Below are 17,181 nucleotides of genomic sequence, written 5' to 3'. Positions count from 1 at the left end.
CCCTGTGCGGGCGTCCTCCTCCCGCACTTGCGCCGCCGACAGTACAGCGTCGGTGCGCCGTCAACAATCGCCGAAGCAGCCCCGGGCAGCGCTGGGCTGCCGGGGTCTTTTAGGTTGTGGTGGAAGCGATCGCCGCCCGGGATCAGCCGGGCGGCAGCAATGTGTCGACGGCTATTTCTTCGGCCGGATCGCGTCCGCGGTGCCTTGGATGAAGGCCTGGATCTTCACCACGTCGGCTTCGGTCAGCTTGCCGGTGAAGTCCGGCATGCCCTTGTCGCGGAACGGCCCCTTGAACACGATGTCCTTGAGGTGAGAGATCCGCTCGGTCGTTGAATAGCCGAGGTTCTTGACGTTGCCGCCGCGGTCGACGCCGGGCACGCCATGGCAGGTCGCGCAAGCGGCGACATAGATCGCCGTCCCCTCCGCGACGTCCTTCGGATCGTACTCGATGCCGGTGAGCAGATTGCCCATCTGATACTTGGCGAATTCCGGCATCTTGGCCTTGCCGCCGACCGCGAAGGTGTACACCGTGCCCGGCGCTTCGGTCTCGGTGGCACGGGCGCTGATGCCGAACACGCCGCCCCAGCCGACCGCGATCGAGACGTATTGCACGCCGTCGACCATGTAGGTCGCAGGCGCCGCCACTGCGCCGGTGCCGAGCGGGCTCTCCCACAGCTTCTCGCCGGTCCTGGCGTTGTAGGCCACGAAGCGGCCGTCAGCCGTGCCCTGGAATACGAGGTTGCCCGCTGTGGTCAGCGTGCCGCCATTCCACGGCGAGACGTACTCGGCGCGCCAGGCTTCCTTCTGCTGCACCGGATCCCACGCCACCAGCCGGCCGAACGGCAGGTTCTTCGGCGGCACCGCGTTCAGCGTGAAGCCGACATTCCAACCCGTGGTCGAGCCGAACTTGAACGGCTCCATCTTGTTCTGGGTCAGCGCCTTCTCGCCGGTGAGATTGACCGGCACGCCCTGCGCCGGCAGGTACACCAGACCGGTTTGCGGATTGAACGACATCGGGTGCCAGTTGTGCGCGCCATATGGCCCCGGGATCGCGTCGAACGATTTGTCCGCCGAACGCGCTTCCGGCACTTCGATCGGACGGCCATTGGAATCGTAGCCGGTCGCCCAATTCACATCGACGAAGTTCTTCGCCGAGATGAACTGACCGTTGGTGCGGTCGATCACGAAGAAGAAGCCATTCTTCGGCGCGTGCAGGATCACCTTGCGCGGCTTGCCGTCGATCGGAATGTCCGCGAGGATCATCGGCTGGGTCGAGGTGTAGTCCCAGTTGTCGCCGGGCGTCTCCTGATAGTGCCAGACGTATTTGCCGGTGTCGGCATTCAGCGCGACGATCGACGCCAGATACAGATTGTCGCCGCCGGCCGGGCTGCGCAGGTTGCGATTCCACGGCGAGCCGTTGCCGGTGCCGACATAGATCAGGTTGAGATCGGGATCGAACGTGATGGTGTCCCACGCCGTACCGCCGCCGCCATTCTCCCACCATTTCCCGGCCGGGTCCCAGGTCTTGGCGGCCTTCTCCATCGATTCGTCTTCGAACGGCTTGCTCGGATCGCCCGGCACCGTGAACCAGCGCCACGCCTGCTTGCCGGTCTCGGCATCATAGGCGGTGACGTAACCGCGCGCGCCGTATTCGGCGCCGCCATTGCCGATCACCACCTTGCCGTTGAACACCCGCGGCGCGCCGGTGATGGTGTAGGAATGCTCGTGGTCGATCAGCGTGTCGATCTCCCACGCCTTGTTGCCGGTCGCGGCATCGAGCGCGATCAGCCGGCCGTCATAGGCACCGACGAACACCTTGCCCTTGTACAGCGCGACACCGCGGTTCACGACGTCGCAGCAGCCGCGATAGCCCTTGGAGTGATCGACCTTGGGGTCGAAGGTCCAAAGCTTCTTGCCGGTGCGGGTGTCGATCGCATGCACGACGCTCCACGACGCCGTGACGTACATGATGCCGTCGACCACCACCGGCGTCGCTTCGACGCCGCGCTCGGAGCCGAGGCTGTAGCTCCATTGCAGGCCGAGTTGTTTGACGTTGTCGGCGTTGATCTGGTCGAGCTTGCTGAAGCGGGTCTCGGCGTAGTCGAGACCGTAGCTCGGCCAGTCCTTGGTGGCCTTGGCGTTGGCGACGATCGCCGCGCTGTCGACTGCACCTGTCACCGCGCGGATATGCGCGGCGGAGCCTTTGGCGTCTTGCGCGACGGCGATTGCCGGCGACAGCAGCGCGGCCATCAGCGCCGCGGCGCCGAGACGCTTCGCAGCTAATCGTATCGCTGGATGTTGGACAGGTCGGTGCGCAGTCCGCACCGCGTCAGCAGGCTTCCTCATGCATTCGCTCCCTACACGGCCTCTTGCCGGGCCGGGCGGAAGTGTTGCGCGCAGTCGAGAGAGCGTCAACCAGAATGCGGACGAGATGCAGACGCAGTTATTATCTCGCAATGCAATGCGCGACGCGCTGCATTGCGATGCCGCGGCTGCGAACTACGCGCCGGAGAATTCGAACAGCTCGCCGTCGTAACCGGCTTCGGCCGGAATCCGCAGCAAACGCTTGTCGCCGTCCTTGGTCATGATCGGCAGCACGGTCACGATGCTCTGTGCACGTGCGTGATCGAGCGCTGCGGCGACGCTCTGCTGCTGGCCGAGCCGGATCAGATTGCGGGTGGTCGGAAACGGCAGCGTGAAGCGGCCGCTGTCGCCACCGTCCAGCGCCTCGCGCGGCGACAGCCAGATCGAATCGGTGGTCTCCCCGCCGTCGTGCATACCGAGCTGTTCGGGCGGCGCCTCGGCGAGGAAGAACCAGGTGTCGAACCGCTTCGGCAGCTTCTCCGGCGTGATCCAGTGCGCGTAAGGCACCAGCAGATCGAGCGCCAGCACCAGCTCGTTGTCGGCGATGATCTGCGCAAACGCGATGCTGCCGTCACACAGCGCCTTGCGATGCGCCGCCTCGATCTCGGCGGCGCGGCTGGCGGCGACCAGCGCGTCGCTGCCGCGCGGCCGCGCCAGCAGGATGCCGCTTTCCTCAAAGGTCTCGCGGATCGCTGCGATCCGGAATTCCAGCGCCGGGCCGACCGATCCGTCGACGCCGGCATACAGCTCCGGCCGCCCGACGATGTCGCGGTCGCCGGCATCGACGCTGCCGCCGGGGAACACCAGTGCCCCGGAGGCAAACTCGACCTGATAATTCCGGACCATCATGAACACGTCGAAGCCGGCCGCGGCCTGACGCAACAGCACGATGGTCGATGCGGGACGCGCGGCAGCTTCGGTGGTCATGGTGTTACTCCGCAGCTTTGCTGCGCGGTTCGAGATCGGCGCGTTTGTCGACCCGCGCCAGCCGCGACAGCAGATAATCGACTTCTTCGCGTGCCGTGTCGGTCAGGCTCGCGCCCGGCTTGCGCTGCGCGCTCGACGACAACAGCCCGCGCTTCTTCAGCACGTATTTGCGAACCGACAGGCCGACGCCCTGCTGATGCTCGTAGCGGATCAGCGGCAGATGCGCGTCGAACAGGTTATGAGCGAGATCGCGCTGCCCGGCCTTCGACAGCTTGACGACGTCCACCAGCATGTCCGGGAAGCAGTAGCCGGTCATCGCGCCGTCGGCGCCGCGTTCCATCTCGAAATCCAGGAACAGGCCGCCATTGCCGCACAGGATCGACAGCGGGCGCAGCGATCCGTCCTTCTGGAAGCCGCGCAGCGTGGTGATCTTCTCGAGCCCCGGCCAGTCCTCGTGCTTCAGCATCACGCAGGACGCGCTGTCCATCACGATCTGCCGGATCACCTTGGGGGTCATCACCACCGACAGCGTCAGCGGATAATCCTGCAGCACCCAGGGCACGTCATCGCCGATCGCCTCGGTGGCCTGGCGGAAATAGGTGGTGATCTGCTCGTCGGTGCGCAGCGACGGCGGCGGCGCGATCATGACGCCGGCCGCGCCCGCATCCATCGACAGCCGCGCCAGCCGGCGCATCGCGGCGAAGCCCGGCGCCGAGACGCCGACGATCGTCTGCATCGACTTGGCGCGCTTGATGAAGCGGGTCGCCACCGCCTCGGCCTCGGCCGCATCGAGCTTCGGCGCCTCACCAAGAATGCCGAGCACGGTGACGCCCTCACAGCCGACCTCCGCGTAGAAATCGGTCAGACGGTCGATCGAAACGTCGTCGATCTTGCCATCGTCGTGGAACGGGGTCGGCGCGATGGCGAAGGTGCCTGCGGCTTCCGGGGTGAGCTTCATGAAGTGGGCCTTTCGATGGGTTTCACCGATGCCGGCAAGTCGAGCTGCCCAGCACCGGCGCTCGCCGCCGGGTGTTCCCCGGGCGGCGCCGCACGGCGCCCGTTCAGCGCGGGCGCCCGGCCGCCTTGATAGCCTCTTCCGAAAAGAAAATCTCGCCGGCGTGGGTCACAATGTCCTCCGCCGACCAGGCGTCGTGCGGCGGCTTCCAGCCTTCCATCTCCATCAGCTTCATCTCGCGCACCCCGCGCGGGCCGGAGACGCCGAGCACCTTGCCGGTCTGGTCGCCGGACAGGCCGGAGACCATGTACAGCACCGCCGGAGCGATCCCTTCCGGCGTCAGCGCCGCGCCCGGGTTCTCGCGATAGCGCGGCAGGTCCTCTGTCATCCGGGTCAACGCGCCCGGCGCCAGCGTCCAGATCCGGATGTTGTATTTGCGGCCCTCGATCGCCAGCACGTTGGAGAGGCCCCAGATGCCGCCCTTCGCGGCGCCATAGTTGCTCTGGCCGAAATTGCCGAGCAGGCCCGAGGTCGACGAGGTGTTGACGATGACGCCGCCGCCATTGTCCTTCATCCATTTGAACACCGGCTGGGTGACGCAGAACGTGCCCTTGAGGTGCACCTTCATCACCTTGTCCCAGTTCGCCTCCGAGACCTTGGCGAAGGTCTGGTCGAGCAGGATGCCGGCGTTGTTGACCAGGATGTCGGCGCGGCCGAAATGCTTGATGGCGTCGTCGAACACCGATTGCCCGCCGGCCATCGTCGAGATGTCGGCGGTGTTGGCGACGGCGCGGCCGCCCGCAGCCTTGATGGCATCGACCACCTGCTGCGCCATGCCGGCGTCGGAGCCTGAGCCGTCGCGCGGTCCGCCGAGATCGTTGACCACCACCGCGGCGCCTTCGCGCGCAAACAGCTTGGCGTAGGCCTCACCCAGCCCGCCGCCCGCCCCGGTGATCAACGCCACCTTGCCGTCGAGCAATCCCATCGCGTCCTCCCGTTGTTGCCTGCGCGCTGACCGCGTCTGTTGTCGTCATTGCCGGGCTCGACCCGGCAATCCATCTTGTTCGAAGCGATGGATGCCCGGATCAAGTCCGGGCATGACGCATCACTCGAAATAAGCGTCGTTCTCCACTCAGCCCAGCACCGTCCGGCCGCTCTTGATCACCGTGACGTTGCGCGCCTTCACCCGCGCTTCGAACGAGATCACGTTGCCATCCTTCCACATGTCCATGGTGACGGTCTCGCCCGGATACACCGGCGAGGAGAACCGCACCGCATGCTGCCGGAACGCCGACGCGTCGTAATCGGCGTAGGTCTGCAGCACGCCGCGGCAGGTCAGGCCGTAGGTGCACATGCCGTGCAGGATCGGGCGCGGGAAACCGGCCTTCTGCGCAAACTCGGGATCGGAATGCAGCGGATTGCGGTCGCCGCACAGCCGGTAGATCAGCGCCTGGTCCGGCCGGGTCGAGATGTCGACGCTGCGATCGGGCGCACGGTCCGGCATCTTGTGCGGCTCGGGCTGCTCCAGCGCCGGGCCGCCGAAGCCGCCGTCGCCGCGGGCGAAGCGCGACGCCAGCAGCGTCGCCAGGGCCTCGCCGGTCTCGTCGCGCAGGATGGTCTGGTGACGGATCACCACGCCCTTGTCCTTGCCCTTGTCGTACACTTCGACGACGCTGGAATCGGCGGTGATGTTGGCCGCCACCGGCATCGGCCGGTGGAAGGTGATGTCGCGCTCGCCGTCGACCACCAGCAGCCGGTTGAGATTCATCTCGCCCGGCCCTGCGCCCCAGGCCGCGACCGACGCAAATGTCGGCACAACCTTCAACGGACGTTCGGTGTAGGTCGCCTCGTTGACGAAGGCGAGTTCCTTCTCGTCCATCGGATCGGCGCCCATGCCGATGCCATAGGCGTACAGCATCACGTCGCGGTCGGTGTAGGCGTATTTCTGGCCGACACTCTTCAGCGCCATCAGTTCGTCATAGCGGGCCGACATCGGCTTCTCCTTTGTTTTATCTCTTTGACGAAAAACCCGGCCTCCCCCGTCATTGCGAGGAGCGAAGCGACGAAGCAATCCACATGCGCCATACGCGGCGCTGGATTGCTTCGCTTCGCTCGCAATGACGCGGCTAGGCCACCGTAAAGAACGGCAGCGATGCGCCGCCGTCGCTGGGCTTGAACACCACTTTGACCTTGGTGCCGATCTTCAACGATGCGAAATCGCAGTCGACGAAGTTGGTCAGCACCGACGGACCTTCCTTCAGCGTGACGTAGCCGATCGCGTAAGGACCGGTCGGCGATTTGCGCATCAGGCTGTAGCTGTAGATCTCACCCTCGCCCTTGCTCTCTTCCCACACCGTCTGGTCGGAGAAGCAGAACGGGCACAGCGCGCGCGGGAAGTAATGCGCTTCGCCGCAAGCGGTGCACCGCTTGATCAGCAGCTTGCCTTCGGTCGCCGCATCCCAGAACGGCTTGGTTTCGGCGTTGCCCTGAGGCGCGGGATATTTCACGGGGCTGTTCATCACACGCGCTCCAGAATGCAGGTCGAGGCGGCGTGGCGGATGCCGAGCATGCCGCCGGTGCCATGAGCGATCGCGAGGTCGCAGTTCGGCACCTGCACCTTGGGATGCGCCTCACCGCGGAGCTGCCGCACCGCTTCGAGCAGCTTGGTCATGCCGCCGCGATTGACCGGGTGGTTGCTGCACAGACCACCGCCATCGGTATTGAACGGCAGCTTGCCAACGCCCGAGATCAGGTTGCCGTCGGCGACGAACTTGCCGCCCTGCCCCTTTTCGCAGAAGCCGAGGTCTTCGAGCTGCATCAGCACCGTGATGGTGAAGCTGTCGTAGATCGAAGCGTACTTGATGTCCTTCGGCGTGACGCCGGCCATCTCGAACGCCGGCGGCGCGGACCACACGCCGGCCGAATAGGTCAGATCGAGGTTGTGGCCACCGCGCGGCCCCTTGATCGCCTCGCCGGCGCCGATCATCCGCACCAGTGGCTTCTTCAGACTGCGCGCGATCTCCTCGGTGGTGACGATCAGCGCACCGCCGCCGTCGGTGACGACGCAGCAATCCATCCGGTGCAGCGGATCTGCGATCAGCGGCGAGTTCAGCACGTCCTCGACGGTGACGACGTCGCGGAGCATCGCGTGCTCGTTGTACTGCGCATGATGCGAGGCCGCGACTTTGATCCAGGCGAGCTGTTCGGACGTGGTGCCGTACTGATGCATGTGACGCGCGGCGCACATCGCATAGACGTTGTGCGTGGTGGCGCCATAGGCCAGTTCGAAGTCACCTTCGGCGCCGACCGGGCGCGGCGGCAGCGCGCCGGTCCGCGGCTTGCCGGCCAGCGTGATCAGCGCGACCGAGCAGCGGCCGGCGGCGATCGCTTCCGCGGCATGGCCGAGATGCACCAGATAGGAGCAGCCGCCGGTGTCGGTCGAATCGAAATGGCGAACCTTGAGGCCGAGATAATCGACCATCGCCATCACGCCGCCGGGCGCGTCGCCGGCGCAGAAGTAGCCGTCGATGTCGGCCTTGGTCAGGCCGGCGTCGTCGAGCGCACCTTTGGCGACTTCGGCGTGGAGCTGGGCGATGGATTTATCGGGCGCGTGGCGCGTGGGATGTTCGTAGATGCCGGCAATGTAAGCCTTGCCTCTTATTGTCAACGCAGTTCTCCGCTGGCGTTTGGTCGGACGGTTTTTGTGACCGCTCCAAGCGACCTTGGCAAGCGTGTTCGCGCGCGGGGACAATTACCACGTCGCGGAATGTCTTGAGATCACGTCGTCACAATGAGCCAGAGGGAAAGACCTCTCCGTCATTGCGAGCGAAGCGAAGCAATCCAGGGGCTCCATGAACTGGGCTGCTGGATTGCTTCGTCGCTGCGCTCCTCGCAATGACGCGGATAAACTGCGAACGACCTACTCCGCCGCCATCTGCCGCGGCGGCGCGGGTTGCGGGTCGCGCAGATTGGCGCGGAGTTCGGCGAACCGCGGCGCGGTGTCGTCCACCGACTTCTGCTTGATCGGGCCGTAGCCGCGAATCCGGTCCGGCATCGCGAGCAGCTCGACCGCGGTGTCGATCGTCGCCGGCGACAGATGCTGCAGCACGCTGGCGACATCCGCCTCGTAGTCGGCGATCAGTTTTCGCTCCAGCTTGCGCTCGGGATGATAGCCGAACGGATCGAGCGGCGTGCCGCGCAGGAAGCTGAATTTCGCCATCGTCCGGAACACCGGGCGCATCGCCTCGCCGAACTGCCGCTTCTTCGGCCGGCCGGTGAGATCGATGCCGGGCAGGATCGGCGGCGCGAGGTTGAAGCTGATCTTGTAGTCGCCTTCGAACTGGTCGCGGATCTGCTGTTCGAAGCCCGACTCGGTCAGCAGCCGCGCCACTTCGTACTCGTCCTTGTAGGCGAGCAGCTTGGCGTAGTTCAGCGCCACCGCACGCGGCAGCGCCTCGCCGTAGCCGCCGGCCTCCGCAGCGCTGCGCACCTTGGCCACCAGATCGGCGTAGCGCTTGGCGAGCCGCTTGCCCTGATACGAGGTGAGCAGCGCGCTGCGATGCGCGATGATCTCGTCCAGCGACATCTCGCCCTGAGTCTTGCCGGCCGTGGCATGATCGGCGCCGTGCAGCAGCGAGGCCAGCCGTGCCGGATCGGCGGCGGCGAGCCGGCCGAGCCGGAATGCCTGGGTGTTCATCTTGATCGACACGCCGTTGAGTTCGATCGCCTGCTCGATCGCAGTCGCCGACAGCGGCAGCAGACCCTGCTGATAGGCAAAACCCATCATCATCATGTTGGTGGCGATCGAGTCGCCGAGCAGCGTCTCGGCCGCCTTGGTGAAATCCAGGAACGCCGAGTCCTTGCGCAGCGCCGCTTCGAGCACGCTGTTGACCTTGCGGGTCTGGAAATCGAAGTCGCGGTTACGGATGAAATCGGCGATCGGGATCAGATGGGTGTTGACGACGCCGTGGGTGCGGCCGGCTTCGCACAGCGACAGCGTCTCCTTGGAGATCGCCATCACCTCGTCGGCGACGATCAGCACGTCCGCGGTGCCGGTGACGATCCGCGAACAGGTGACGTCCTCCGGCTTGTCCGACAGCCGGACGTGGCTGAGCACCGCGCCGCCCTTCTGCGCCAGGCCCGACATGTCGAGGATCATCGACGCCTTGCCTTCGATATGCGCCGCCATGCCGAGCAGCGCGCCGATCGTCAGCACGCCGGTGCCGCCGACGCCGCCGACCGCGAGGTTATACGGCTTATCCAGCCCCGGCCGGGTCGCCGGCTCAGGCAACGCGCCCAGGTCGCCAAGATCGACCGCCGCGCGCTTGCGCAGCTTGCCGCCGTCGATGGTGATGAAGGACGGGCAGAACCCCTTGAGGCAGGAATAGTCCTTGTTGCAGGTCGACTGGTTGATGGCGCGCTTGCGGCCGAGTTCGGTCTCGAGCGGCTCGACCGAGATGCAGTTCGACTGCACCGAGCAATCGCCGCAGCCTTCGCATACCGCGGCGTTGATCATCACCCGGCGCGCCGGATCTTCCATCAGGCCGCGCTTGCGGCGGCGGCGCTTCTCGGCCGCGCAGGTCTGCACGAACACGATCGCGGACGCGCCCTTGATCTCGCGGCACTCCTTCATCACCGCGTCGAGCTCGTCGCGGTGGCGCAGATGCACGCCCGGCGCGATGCTGTCGGCCGGATAGGCCTCGGGATTTTCTGAGACCAGATAGATCTCGCGGATGCCTTCGGAATGCAGCTGGTAGGTGATCTGCTGCGGCGACAGATCGCCGTCGTGACGCTGACCGCCGGTCATCGCCACCGCATCGTTGTAGAGGATCTTGTAGGTGATGTTCGCCTTCGATGCGATCGACTGCCGGATCGCGAGGCTGCCGGAATGGAAGTAGGTGCCGTCGCCGATATTGGCGAAGATGTGCTTCTCGTCGGTGAACGGCGCGATGCCGACCCACGGCACGCCCTCACCGCCCATATGAGTGAAGGTCTCGGTCGAGCGATCCATCCACAGCGACATGAAGTGACAGCCGATGCCGGCGAGCGCGCGGCTGCCTTCCGGCACCTTGGTCGAGGTGTTGTGCGGACAGCCCGAGCAGAAATACGGCGTGCGCGCGATCGGCACCACCGCCTGCACCTGCGAGGCGTCGCGGCCATGGAACCAGTCGGCCTTGGCGCGCAGCATCTCGGCGATCGTCGGATCGATCTCCATCGCCAGCAGCCGGTCGACCATCGAGGTCGCCACCTTGGCGACGCTCAGCTCCTCGGCAAACGGCAGGAAGCGATGGTTGCGGTCGTCCATCTTGCCGATCACGCGCGGCCGCTCGCGCATCCCGAACAGCAGCTGCTTGACCTGGTTCTCGACGATCTCGCGCCGCTCTTCGACGACGAAGATCTCTTCGAGCCCGCGCGCGAATTCCTGCACGCCTTCCGGCTCCAGCGGCCACGGCATCCCGATCTTGTACAGCCGCAGGCCGATCCGGGCGGCGACCTGCTCGTCGACACCGAGCTCGCGCAGCGCCTGGCGCACGTCCTCATAGCTCTTGCCCGACGCCATGATGCCGAACCGCGCGTTCGGCGAATCCATGGTGATGCGGTTGACCTTGTTGGCGCGGGCGAACGCGATCGCGGCGAAGCCCTTGTAGTCCTGCAGCCGGCGGTCCTGGTCATAACGATCGTCCGGCCAGCGCAGATTGAGTCCGCCCGGCGGCATCTCGAAGTCGGTCGGAATCACGAACGGCTTCATCTCGTCGGCGAGATTGATCTCCGCGGTGGTCTCTACCGTCTCGGTGATCACCTTCATGCCGACCCAGCAACCGGAGTAGCGCGACATCGCGATGCCGAGCAGACCCATCTCGATCATCTCGTGGATCGACGACGGATACAGATACGGCATCAAGGCGGCGATGAAGGCGTGGTCGGACTGATGCGGCACGGTCGAAGACTTGGCGCCATGATCGTCGCCGGCGAGACACAGCACGCCGCCGTGCTTGGCCGAGCCAGCGGCGTTGGCGTGGCGGAACACGTCGCCGCAGCGATCAACGCCCGGGCCCTTGCCGTACCAGATGCCGGTGACGCCATCGTACTTCGCGCCCGGCGACAAATTGAGCTGCTGCGTGCCCCAGATCGCGGTCGCGGCGAGGTCTTCATTCACGCCCGGCTGGAATTTGACGTTGTACTGTTCGAGATGATGGCGCGCGGCGACGAGCTGCTGATCGTAGCCGCCGAGCGGCGAGCCACGATAGCCGGTGACGAAGCCGGCGGTGTTGAGGCCGGCCGCGCGGTCGCGCCGGACCTGCGCCATCGGCAGCCGCACCAGCGCCTGGATGCCGGTGAGGAAGACGTGTCCTGAGTGCTGCGTGTATTTCTGATCGAGACTGATCGGTCCCTGGTCGATTCCCATCCGGCCCTCGCGAAAGGCATTGGACCGCAAGGGCCATTCGGCCGCTGAAGCGGTCTCTGTTTCGAAACAGTCTAAGCTGGTTTTTCCGCCTCGCGCACCACAAAAAGCCGCGCGTTCAAGGCATTCCGCCTGTTCGCATTTTGATGTCTCAAAAGCCGCATCCCGCTTGCATGAAGTGCCGCCACGTCGTGGCTCGGCGAACGATCATGTCCGGTGCACCGCAACACGTTCCATCCGTGGTGATCGTGATTCGGCCGGGGAACCAAGGGCGGCGCGGGAACGGAAGGTTAGGCGATGGATTGGTGGAGGAAGCCGAAAGGAGGACTCCATGGCGCAACGCAATCCTGACGATCCCTACCGGCGCGAGACGGCGCCCGACGATCCCCGCACGCCGTCGCAGCTCGATGCGCAGTTGCAGGCCGACCCGGAGATGCGCGAAGGCCCGGTGACGTCCGGCCGGCTCGCGCTGTTCGCCGTCGCGATCGTGCTGGTGTTCGCCGCCGTGTTCTATGGCATGAGCGGACCATCGACCGATCCGAACAATCCCTCGGTCGCGACCCAGGCCTCACCACCGCCCCCGGGCCAGACCGATGCGCACAACGCGCCGCCGGTGCCGCCCGGCGTCCGCGACGTGACGCCTCGCGGCGCCGATCCGAACGCGCAGAACGGCGTCACCACCGGCGCAGCCCCCGCTCCCCGCGCCGCTCCGAGCAGCGGCAACGCCAACTAACAGCTCGCTCGCGACTTCACCGTGAGCAGATGCGGCGAACGACGACAACCGTTCGCCGCATCGCTGTGTCCGCCAGCGTGCAGACGGGTGCGGCTGCATTCATGCCGTGTTCAGACCGAATCGGCTAAACGAAATCTGGGGACGAATAACACGCGGGCCGCCTTCGGATCGAAGCGGCCGCGAGGGTCACAGAGCCGCTGATCGGCCAGTGAAGGGAAGAACTGACAAATGAAGAAGATCTTTGCCGCAGCCTTGTTCGCCGCGACGCTGGTGGGAGCCGGCGCAGCCAATGCGATGCCGCTGGCGCCGCTGGGCTCGCCCGCGTCCGGCGACGTGATCCAGGTCGCGCAGGGTTGCGGTCCGGGCTGGGCGCGTGGTCCGATGGGCCGCTGCCGTCCGATGTATGCGCGTCCCGGCTATGGCCGTCCGGTCGTGGTGCCGCCGCGCGTCGTCGCGCCCCGCGCCTGCCCTCCCGGCTACGCCTGGCGTCACGGCCGCTGCTTCCGCCGGTTCTGATCGGCCTCGCATCGCTCACGAAAAGCCCCGCTCGCGCGGGGCTTTTTTGTGCGTCCGGCCAAGTTCAGCGAAACCGGATCAGCAGCTTGCGCAAGGTGTAGAGCGGCACCCACGGAAACAGGATCGGCACGGTCTGAACGTACTCCTGATAGTCCGGCCGATCGCCGTAGCGTTCGTCCTGCTTGCGCTCGAGCCCAGCGGATGCGGCCGTCATCAGCGCCAGAATGTACAGCATCCCGAGTAGCGACAGCGCCCAGGCCGCGCCGGAGCCATAGGCCGACAGGCCGGAGAACCAGACGCCGAACCAGAACACCATCTCGCCGAGATAGTTCGGGCAACGCACCACGCGGTACAGCCCGGTGTCGCAATAATGCGCCGGATGCTCGGCCTTGTAGCGATACTTCTGCCAGTCGGCGAGGCTCTCGACCCACAGCCCCACCGCCATGATCATCACGCCGAGCGGCGTCGACACCGGCCACACGCCCTGCGCCTGCAGCGACAGCGTCAGCAACGCGGGCAGGAACAGCAGCGTGAACAGCAGGCTGACGCCGAGCCAGATCGCGATCTGATGCCACAGCTTCAGCTCGGCGGTGCGGCGCTCGGCGCGGGAGAGTTCGGCCGCATAAGCGGGATTGCGCTCGCGCACCGCCAGGAACGCGCCGAGCCGGACGCCGTACACCAGCAGCAGCAACAGCTGCAGCATCACCCAGCCGGAGATGGTGGTGGCGAATAGCAGCGCGAACACCACGCTCTGCGCCGCGATCGCGCCGGCATAGCACAGGCTGACGAAGTAATAGACGCGCCGGAACCCGGGTGCCGCAACGACGAGGCAGACGGCGAAAGCCAGCGCAACGAGATGCCACGGTACAGTCATGTCGATGCACGCGTCCTTGCCCCGGTGACGACCTTATAGGCCGCCGATGATGACCCCGCCATGTCCGGCATCAAAGCCGGCACCGATCGGCCGGCCGCCCGCCCGATTATTTGGTCGTACAGCGCTGGCCGGGAACGCGGCTGTCGCAGACCCGCGTCACTTCGAAGAACCGAGTCCACAACTTGCGCTGCTTGGCATCCGGCTCGGCGGCCGCGGTCATCTGCAGCGCATAGAAGTTCTCGCGCCCCTGCACCGCCTTCCACCAGGTCAGCGCCGGCTTGCCGGCCTCCTTGGCCTGCGGGCAGCTCTCGCTCCACATCACCATCGGATACAGGTTTTCATTGCCGTGCCGCAGCTGCTCGAAGCGCGCGCCGGGGCACTCCGCCGCAGCTCTCTTCTGGCTCGCCTCGCGAAACGCCTCGGGCGATTGGTCGGTCTGCTTGAACAGCGTCTGCGCCGTGATCCGCGTGCTGGCGCTGGCGATGTTCTCGGTGCCCGGCACCAGCACCGTGGTGCTTTCCTTGGCGTTGCTGGCTTCGGCCGCCACTTTGAAGCCCTTGGGCGATTGCAGCAGCAGCTTCTCGGTATCGGCGGCGCGCGCGGCGCCGGCGGCGGCAACCGTCGCGATCAGGCACAGAACGGCAATGCGGAGCATGAACGATGAGCCCGGATGATTGAAGGCGGCGAAGCTTGCCCGAGAACCGCAGCCTGTTCAATATCGCTCCAGACGCGGCGCGATCGCTCAGATGCCGCCGTGCAGCCGCGCCAGCAGCACCACGACGATCAATCCGAGCAGCGCCGATAACAGTTGCCAGAACAATAGCGGATTGCGCGCAGCGAGCGGCTGCGGCCGGGCATCGAGATAGTCGGCCCGCGGATGCCGCAGATCGTGGACGAATTCCGACAGCGCCGGATAGCGCTTGGCAGGCTCCAGGCTGACGGCGCGTTGCAGCGCGCGGTCGACCCAGACCGGCACCTGCGCGTTGTGGTCGGCGGCCGGGCTGTAGCGCAGCTTGCGGGATTTCAGCGCCTGGTTGACGCGCGCCAGCTCGGCGCCATAGGGCAGCCGGCCGGTCAGCATCTGATAGGCGATCACCCCGAGCGAGAACTGATCCGACAGCGCCGAGCCGCCCTGCCCGGCGAAATATTCCGGCGCCATGTATTGCACCGTGCCGAGCAGCTCGTCGCCGCCCGTCGGTCCCAGCTCGGCGACGCCGGCGACACGCACCGAGCCGAAGTCGATGATCCTCACCGTGCCGCTGCGGTCGATCAGCACGTTGGCCGGGCGCAAATCCTGATGCACCATTTCTTTGCGGTGGAAAGCGTAGAGCCCCCTGGCGATCTGCTCGATCACGCCGCGAACGGTTTCGAGCTCCGCGCGCGGATGGTCGATCATCCATTGCGCCAGCGTCTGGCCTTCGATGTACTCGAAGGCGACGTAAAGATAGCGGCGCGGCCCCTGCACCGCGCACGGCTTCAGCACGTGCGGACTGTCGATCCGCCGCGCCGCCCATTCCTCCAGCATGAAACGCTTGCGATAGTCCGGATCGTCGCGCAGATCGGCCGAGGGAATCTTCAGCACCACCAGCTCTTCGGTGGCGAGATCGCTGGCGAGATAGATGTGGCTGCGGCTCGAGCCGTGCAGCTCGCGAACGATCCGATAGCCGTCGAACTCGGCGCGCGGCTCGAGCAGCGGCGGCAGCGGCAAGTCGGCCGCTTGGCCAAATAGGTCGATCGTGTCCGCATCCGGCACGGTCTCGATCCGAACCAGTTGCACGGTGAGATTGTCGTCGCTGCCGTTGGCGAACGCCTCGCCGATGATCGCCCGCGCCGCGGCGTCGAGATCGTCGGCATGATCGCGCAGTATCTGCACGACGAAGCGCTGCGCGACATGCTCGTACACGCCATCGGTCGCCAGCACGAACAGGTCGCCGGGGACGACCGGCACCGCCAGATAGTCAATCTCGACCTGCGGATTGACGCCGAGCGCACGGCCCAGATAGCTCTGCTCGGCAGACAGCCGAACGCGGTGATCCTCGGTGAGCTGCTCCAGCGACGCGCCCGCCAGCCGGTAGATCCGGCTGTCGCCGATGTGAAACAGATGCGCTGCCGCGCCTTTGAGCACCAGCGCGCTCAAGGTACAGACATAGCCCTTGTCGCGATCGTAGCGATAATCGCTGCGCCGGGTTTCCGCATGCAGCCATGAATTGGTCGCCGCGATCACCCGCTGCGCCGACGACTTCACCGACCAGGCTTCCGACGTGCAGTAGTAATCGGTGAGAAAGCTCTTGACCGCGGACTCGCTCGCGACCTGGCTGACGTCGCTCGACGAGATGCCGTCGGCGAGCGCGAGCGCGATGCCCTTGGTGGTCAGCAGCGGCTCGGCCGGGATCAGCGCGCCATAGAAGTCCTGATTGACGGGCTTGCGCCCCGGCGACGACGCCTGCCCGATCGAGACTGTGAGCTGCTGCGCCATGCGCCCTGCTGCGACCCAAGAAAATGGGAGCTTCACCCGGACCGGGCGAAGCTCCCGGACGCGATCAGCTTACGCCGCGACGCGCGGCGCCGGAACGGCTTCGATCCGGCGCTTCGCCGCGGTGCGGACGTGGGTGGTGTAGAGGGTCAGCCCGGTGAAGGCGAGCCCGCCGACCAGATTGCCGAGCACGGTCGGGATCTCGTTCCAGACCAGATAGTCGAGGATCGAGAATTTGGCGTGCAGCATCAGGCCCGACGGAAACAGGAACATGTTCACCACCGAGTGCTCGAACACCATGTAGAAGAACACCAGGATCGGCATCCACATCGCCAGCACCTTGCCCGGCACCGTGGTCGAGATCATCGCCATCACTACGCCGGTGGAGACCATCCAGTTGCACAGCATGCCGCGGAAGAACAGCGTCGCCATGCCGGCCGCGCCGTGCGCCGCATAGCCGAGCGTCCGCCCCTCCCCGATATTGCCGATCACCGTGCCGACTTTGTCAGGATCCTGGGTAAAGCCGAACGTCGTCACGAACGCCATCAGGAACGCCACCGTCAGCGCACCGGCGAAGTTGCCGATGAACACCAGCCCCCAGTTGCGCAGCACGCCGCCGATCGTCACGCCGGGACGCTTATCGAGCCACGCCAGCGGCGACAGCACGAATACGCCGGTGAGCAGATCGAAGCCGAGCAGATACAGCATGGTGAAGCCGACCGGGAATAGCAGTGCGCCGATCAGCGGCTGGCCGGTATTGACGTTGATCGTGACCGCGAACCATGCGGCGAGCGCCAGAATGGCGCCGGCCATATAGGCACGGATCACCGTGTCGCGGGTGGACATGAAGATCTTGGACTCGCCAGCGTCGACCATCTTGGTGACGAATTCAGAAGGCGCGAGGTAGGACATCTGCTCCGTGCTCCGTTTGCTGCTG

The 17,181-nt window shown here is 65.9% G+C and carries 14 protein-coding genes; 2 read left to right on the top strand and 12 right to left on the bottom strand.

Translation table 11 applies throughout. The features are described 5' to 3' along the window. Positions 1–171 precede the first annotated feature (171 nt). The 8 genes from DY467_RS08880 to DY467_RS08845 form a co-directional block, all read right to left on the bottom strand. The gene (locus DY467_RS08880) at positions 172–2,346 is read right to left on the bottom strand and encodes a PQQ-dependent dehydrogenase, methanol/ethanol family (protein ID WP_164635372.1); all 2,175 of its coding nucleotides are present in this window, start codon (positions 2,344–2,346) and stop codon (positions 172–174) included. A gap of 153 nt (positions 2,347–2,499) precedes the next feature. Next, positions 2,500–3,291, bottom strand: coding sequence for an NUDIX hydrolase (locus DY467_RS08875; protein ID WP_164635370.1), 792 nt, complete (start codon positions 3,289–3,291; stop codon positions 2,500–2,502). Positions 3,292–3,295: 4 nt separating this feature from the next. Then, a complete protein-coding gene (locus tag DY467_RS08870; RefSeq protein WP_107345037.1) occupies positions 3,296–4,249 on the bottom strand; it encodes a dihydrodipicolinate synthase family protein in 954 nt (317 codons plus the stop codon). Between the two features lie 103 nt (positions 4,250–4,352). Next, positions 4,353–5,231 (bottom strand): SDR family oxidoreductase, encoded by an 879-nt coding sequence (locus DY467_RS08865; protein WP_164635368.1) that lies wholly within the window; start codon positions 5,229–5,231, stop codon positions 4,353–4,355. Positions 5,232–5,378: 147 nt separating this feature from the next. After that, positions 5,379–6,239, bottom strand: a complete 861-nt coding sequence (locus DY467_RS08860) for a MaoC family dehydratase (RefSeq protein ID WP_164635366.1) — start codon at positions 6,237–6,239, stop codon at positions 5,379–5,381. A 133-nt stretch (positions 6,240–6,372) separates the two neighbouring features. Further along, positions 6,373–6,765, bottom strand: coding sequence for a Zn-ribbon domain-containing OB-fold protein (locus DY467_RS08855; protein WP_164635364.1), 393 nt, complete (start codon positions 6,763–6,765; stop codon positions 6,373–6,375). Then, on the bottom strand, positions 6,765–7,913 hold the full coding sequence (locus DY467_RS08850; RefSeq protein ID WP_011158739.1) for a thiolase family protein: 1,149 nt from the start codon (positions 7,911–7,913) through the stop codon (positions 6,765–6,767). The genes DY467_RS08855 and DY467_RS08850 overlap by 1 nt, the downstream gene beginning before the upstream one ends. Before the next feature lie 252 nt (positions 7,914–8,165). Continuing rightward, positions 8,166–11,651, bottom strand: coding sequence for an indolepyruvate ferredoxin oxidoreductase family protein (locus DY467_RS08845; RefSeq protein ID WP_164635362.1), 3,486 nt, complete (start codon positions 11,649–11,651; stop codon positions 8,166–8,168). 328 nt (positions 11,652–11,979) lie between these two features. On the opposite strand from DY467_RS08845, the gene DY467_RS08840 reads away from it, so the two are divergent. Together DY467_RS08840 and DY467_RS08835 are read left to right on the top strand one after the other, a co-directional pair. Next, a complete protein-coding gene (locus DY467_RS08840; RefSeq protein ID WP_164635361.1) occupies positions 11,980–12,381 on the top strand; it encodes a hypothetical protein in 402 nt (133 codons plus the stop codon). Between the two features lie 228 nt (positions 12,382–12,609). Beyond that, complete coding sequence (locus DY467_RS08835) at positions 12,610–12,897, top strand: GCG_CRPN prefix-to-repeats domain-containing protein (RefSeq protein ID WP_107345043.1); 288 nt, start codon at positions 12,610–12,612, stop codon at positions 12,895–12,897. Between the two features lie 64 nt (positions 12,898–12,961). On the opposite strand, the gene DY467_RS08830 is transcribed toward DY467_RS08835, so the two are convergent. The 4 genes from DY467_RS08830 to DY467_RS08815 form a co-directional block, all read right to left on the bottom strand. After that, positions 12,962–13,771 carry a DUF1295 domain-containing protein gene (locus DY467_RS08830; protein ID WP_164635359.1) on the bottom strand — a complete coding sequence of 270 codons (810 nt, stop codon included), beginning with the start codon at positions 13,769–13,771 and terminating at the stop codon, positions 12,962–12,964. Positions 13,772–13,877: 106 nt separating this feature from the next. Then, the gene (locus DY467_RS08825; protein ID WP_164635358.1) at positions 13,878–14,426 is read right to left on the bottom strand and encodes a hypothetical protein; all 549 of its coding nucleotides are present in this window, start codon (positions 14,424–14,426) and stop codon (positions 13,878–13,880) included. Positions 14,427–14,513: 87 nt separating this feature from the next. Then, positions 14,514–16,247, bottom strand: coding sequence for a bifunctional protein-serine/threonine kinase/phosphatase (locus tag DY467_RS08820; protein ID WP_164635356.1), 1,734 nt, complete (start codon positions 16,245–16,247; stop codon positions 14,514–14,516). A gap of 69 nt (positions 16,248–16,316) precedes the next feature. Continuing rightward, positions 16,317–17,156, bottom strand: coding sequence for a formate/nitrite transporter family protein (locus DY467_RS08815; protein WP_119019168.1), 840 nt, complete (start codon positions 17,154–17,156; stop codon positions 16,317–16,319). Positions 17,157–17,181: the final 25 nt, after the last annotated feature.

The organism is Rhodopseudomonas sp. BR0G17 (genome assembly GCF_010907025.1).
GTDB lineage: Bacteria > Pseudomonadota > Alphaproteobacteria > Rhizobiales > Xanthobacteraceae > Rhodopseudomonas > Rhodopseudomonas palustris_H.
This window is presented reverse-complemented; position numbering and strand designations above follow the sequence as displayed.

Coding starts and splice junctions, on each gene's coding strand:
- DY467_RS08840 (WP_164635361.1), top strand. CDS start 11,980: ATGGCGCAACGCAATCCTGACGATCCCTACCGGCGCGAGACGGCGCCC.
- DY467_RS08875 (WP_164635370.1), bottom strand. CDS start 3,291: ATGACCACCGAAGCTGCCGCGCGTCCCGCATCGACCATCGTGCTGTTG.
- DY467_RS08870 (WP_107345037.1), bottom strand. CDS start 4,249: ATGAAGCTCACCCCGGAAGCCGCAGGCACCTTCGCCATCGCGCCGACC.
- DY467_RS08845 (WP_164635362.1), bottom strand. CDS start 11,651: ATGGGAATCGACCAGGGACCGATCAGTCTCGATCAGAAATACACGCAG.
- DY467_RS08830 (WP_164635359.1), bottom strand. CDS start 13,771: ATGACTGTACCGTGGCATCTCGTTGCGCTGGCTTTCGCCGTCTGCCTC.
- DY467_RS08880 (WP_164635372.1), bottom strand. CDS start 2,346: ATGAGGAAGCCTGCTGACGCGGTGCGGACTGCGCACCGACCTGTCCAA.
- DY467_RS08825 (WP_164635358.1), bottom strand. CDS start 14,426: ATGCTCCGCATTGCCGTTCTGTGCCTGATCGCGACGGTTGCCGCCGCC.
- DY467_RS08835 (WP_107345043.1), top strand. CDS start 12,610: ATGAAGAAGATCTTTGCCGCAGCCTTGTTCGCCGCGACGCTGGTGGGA.
- DY467_RS08860 (WP_164635366.1), bottom strand. CDS start 6,239: ATGTCGGCCCGCTATGACGAACTGATGGCGCTGAAGAGTGTCGGCCAG.
- DY467_RS08865 (WP_164635368.1), bottom strand. CDS start 5,231: ATGGGATTGCTCGACGGCAAGGTGGCGTTGATCACCGGGGCGGGCGGC.
- DY467_RS08855 (WP_164635364.1), bottom strand. CDS start 6,765: ATGAACAGCCCCGTGAAATATCCCGCGCCTCAGGGCAACGCCGAAACC.
- DY467_RS08815 (WP_119019168.1), bottom strand. CDS start 17,156: ATGTCCTACCTCGCGCCTTCTGAATTCGTCACCAAGATGGTCGACGCT.
- DY467_RS08820 (WP_164635356.1), bottom strand. CDS start 16,247: ATGGCGCAGCAGCTCACAGTCTCGATCGGGCAGGCGTCGTCGCCGGGG.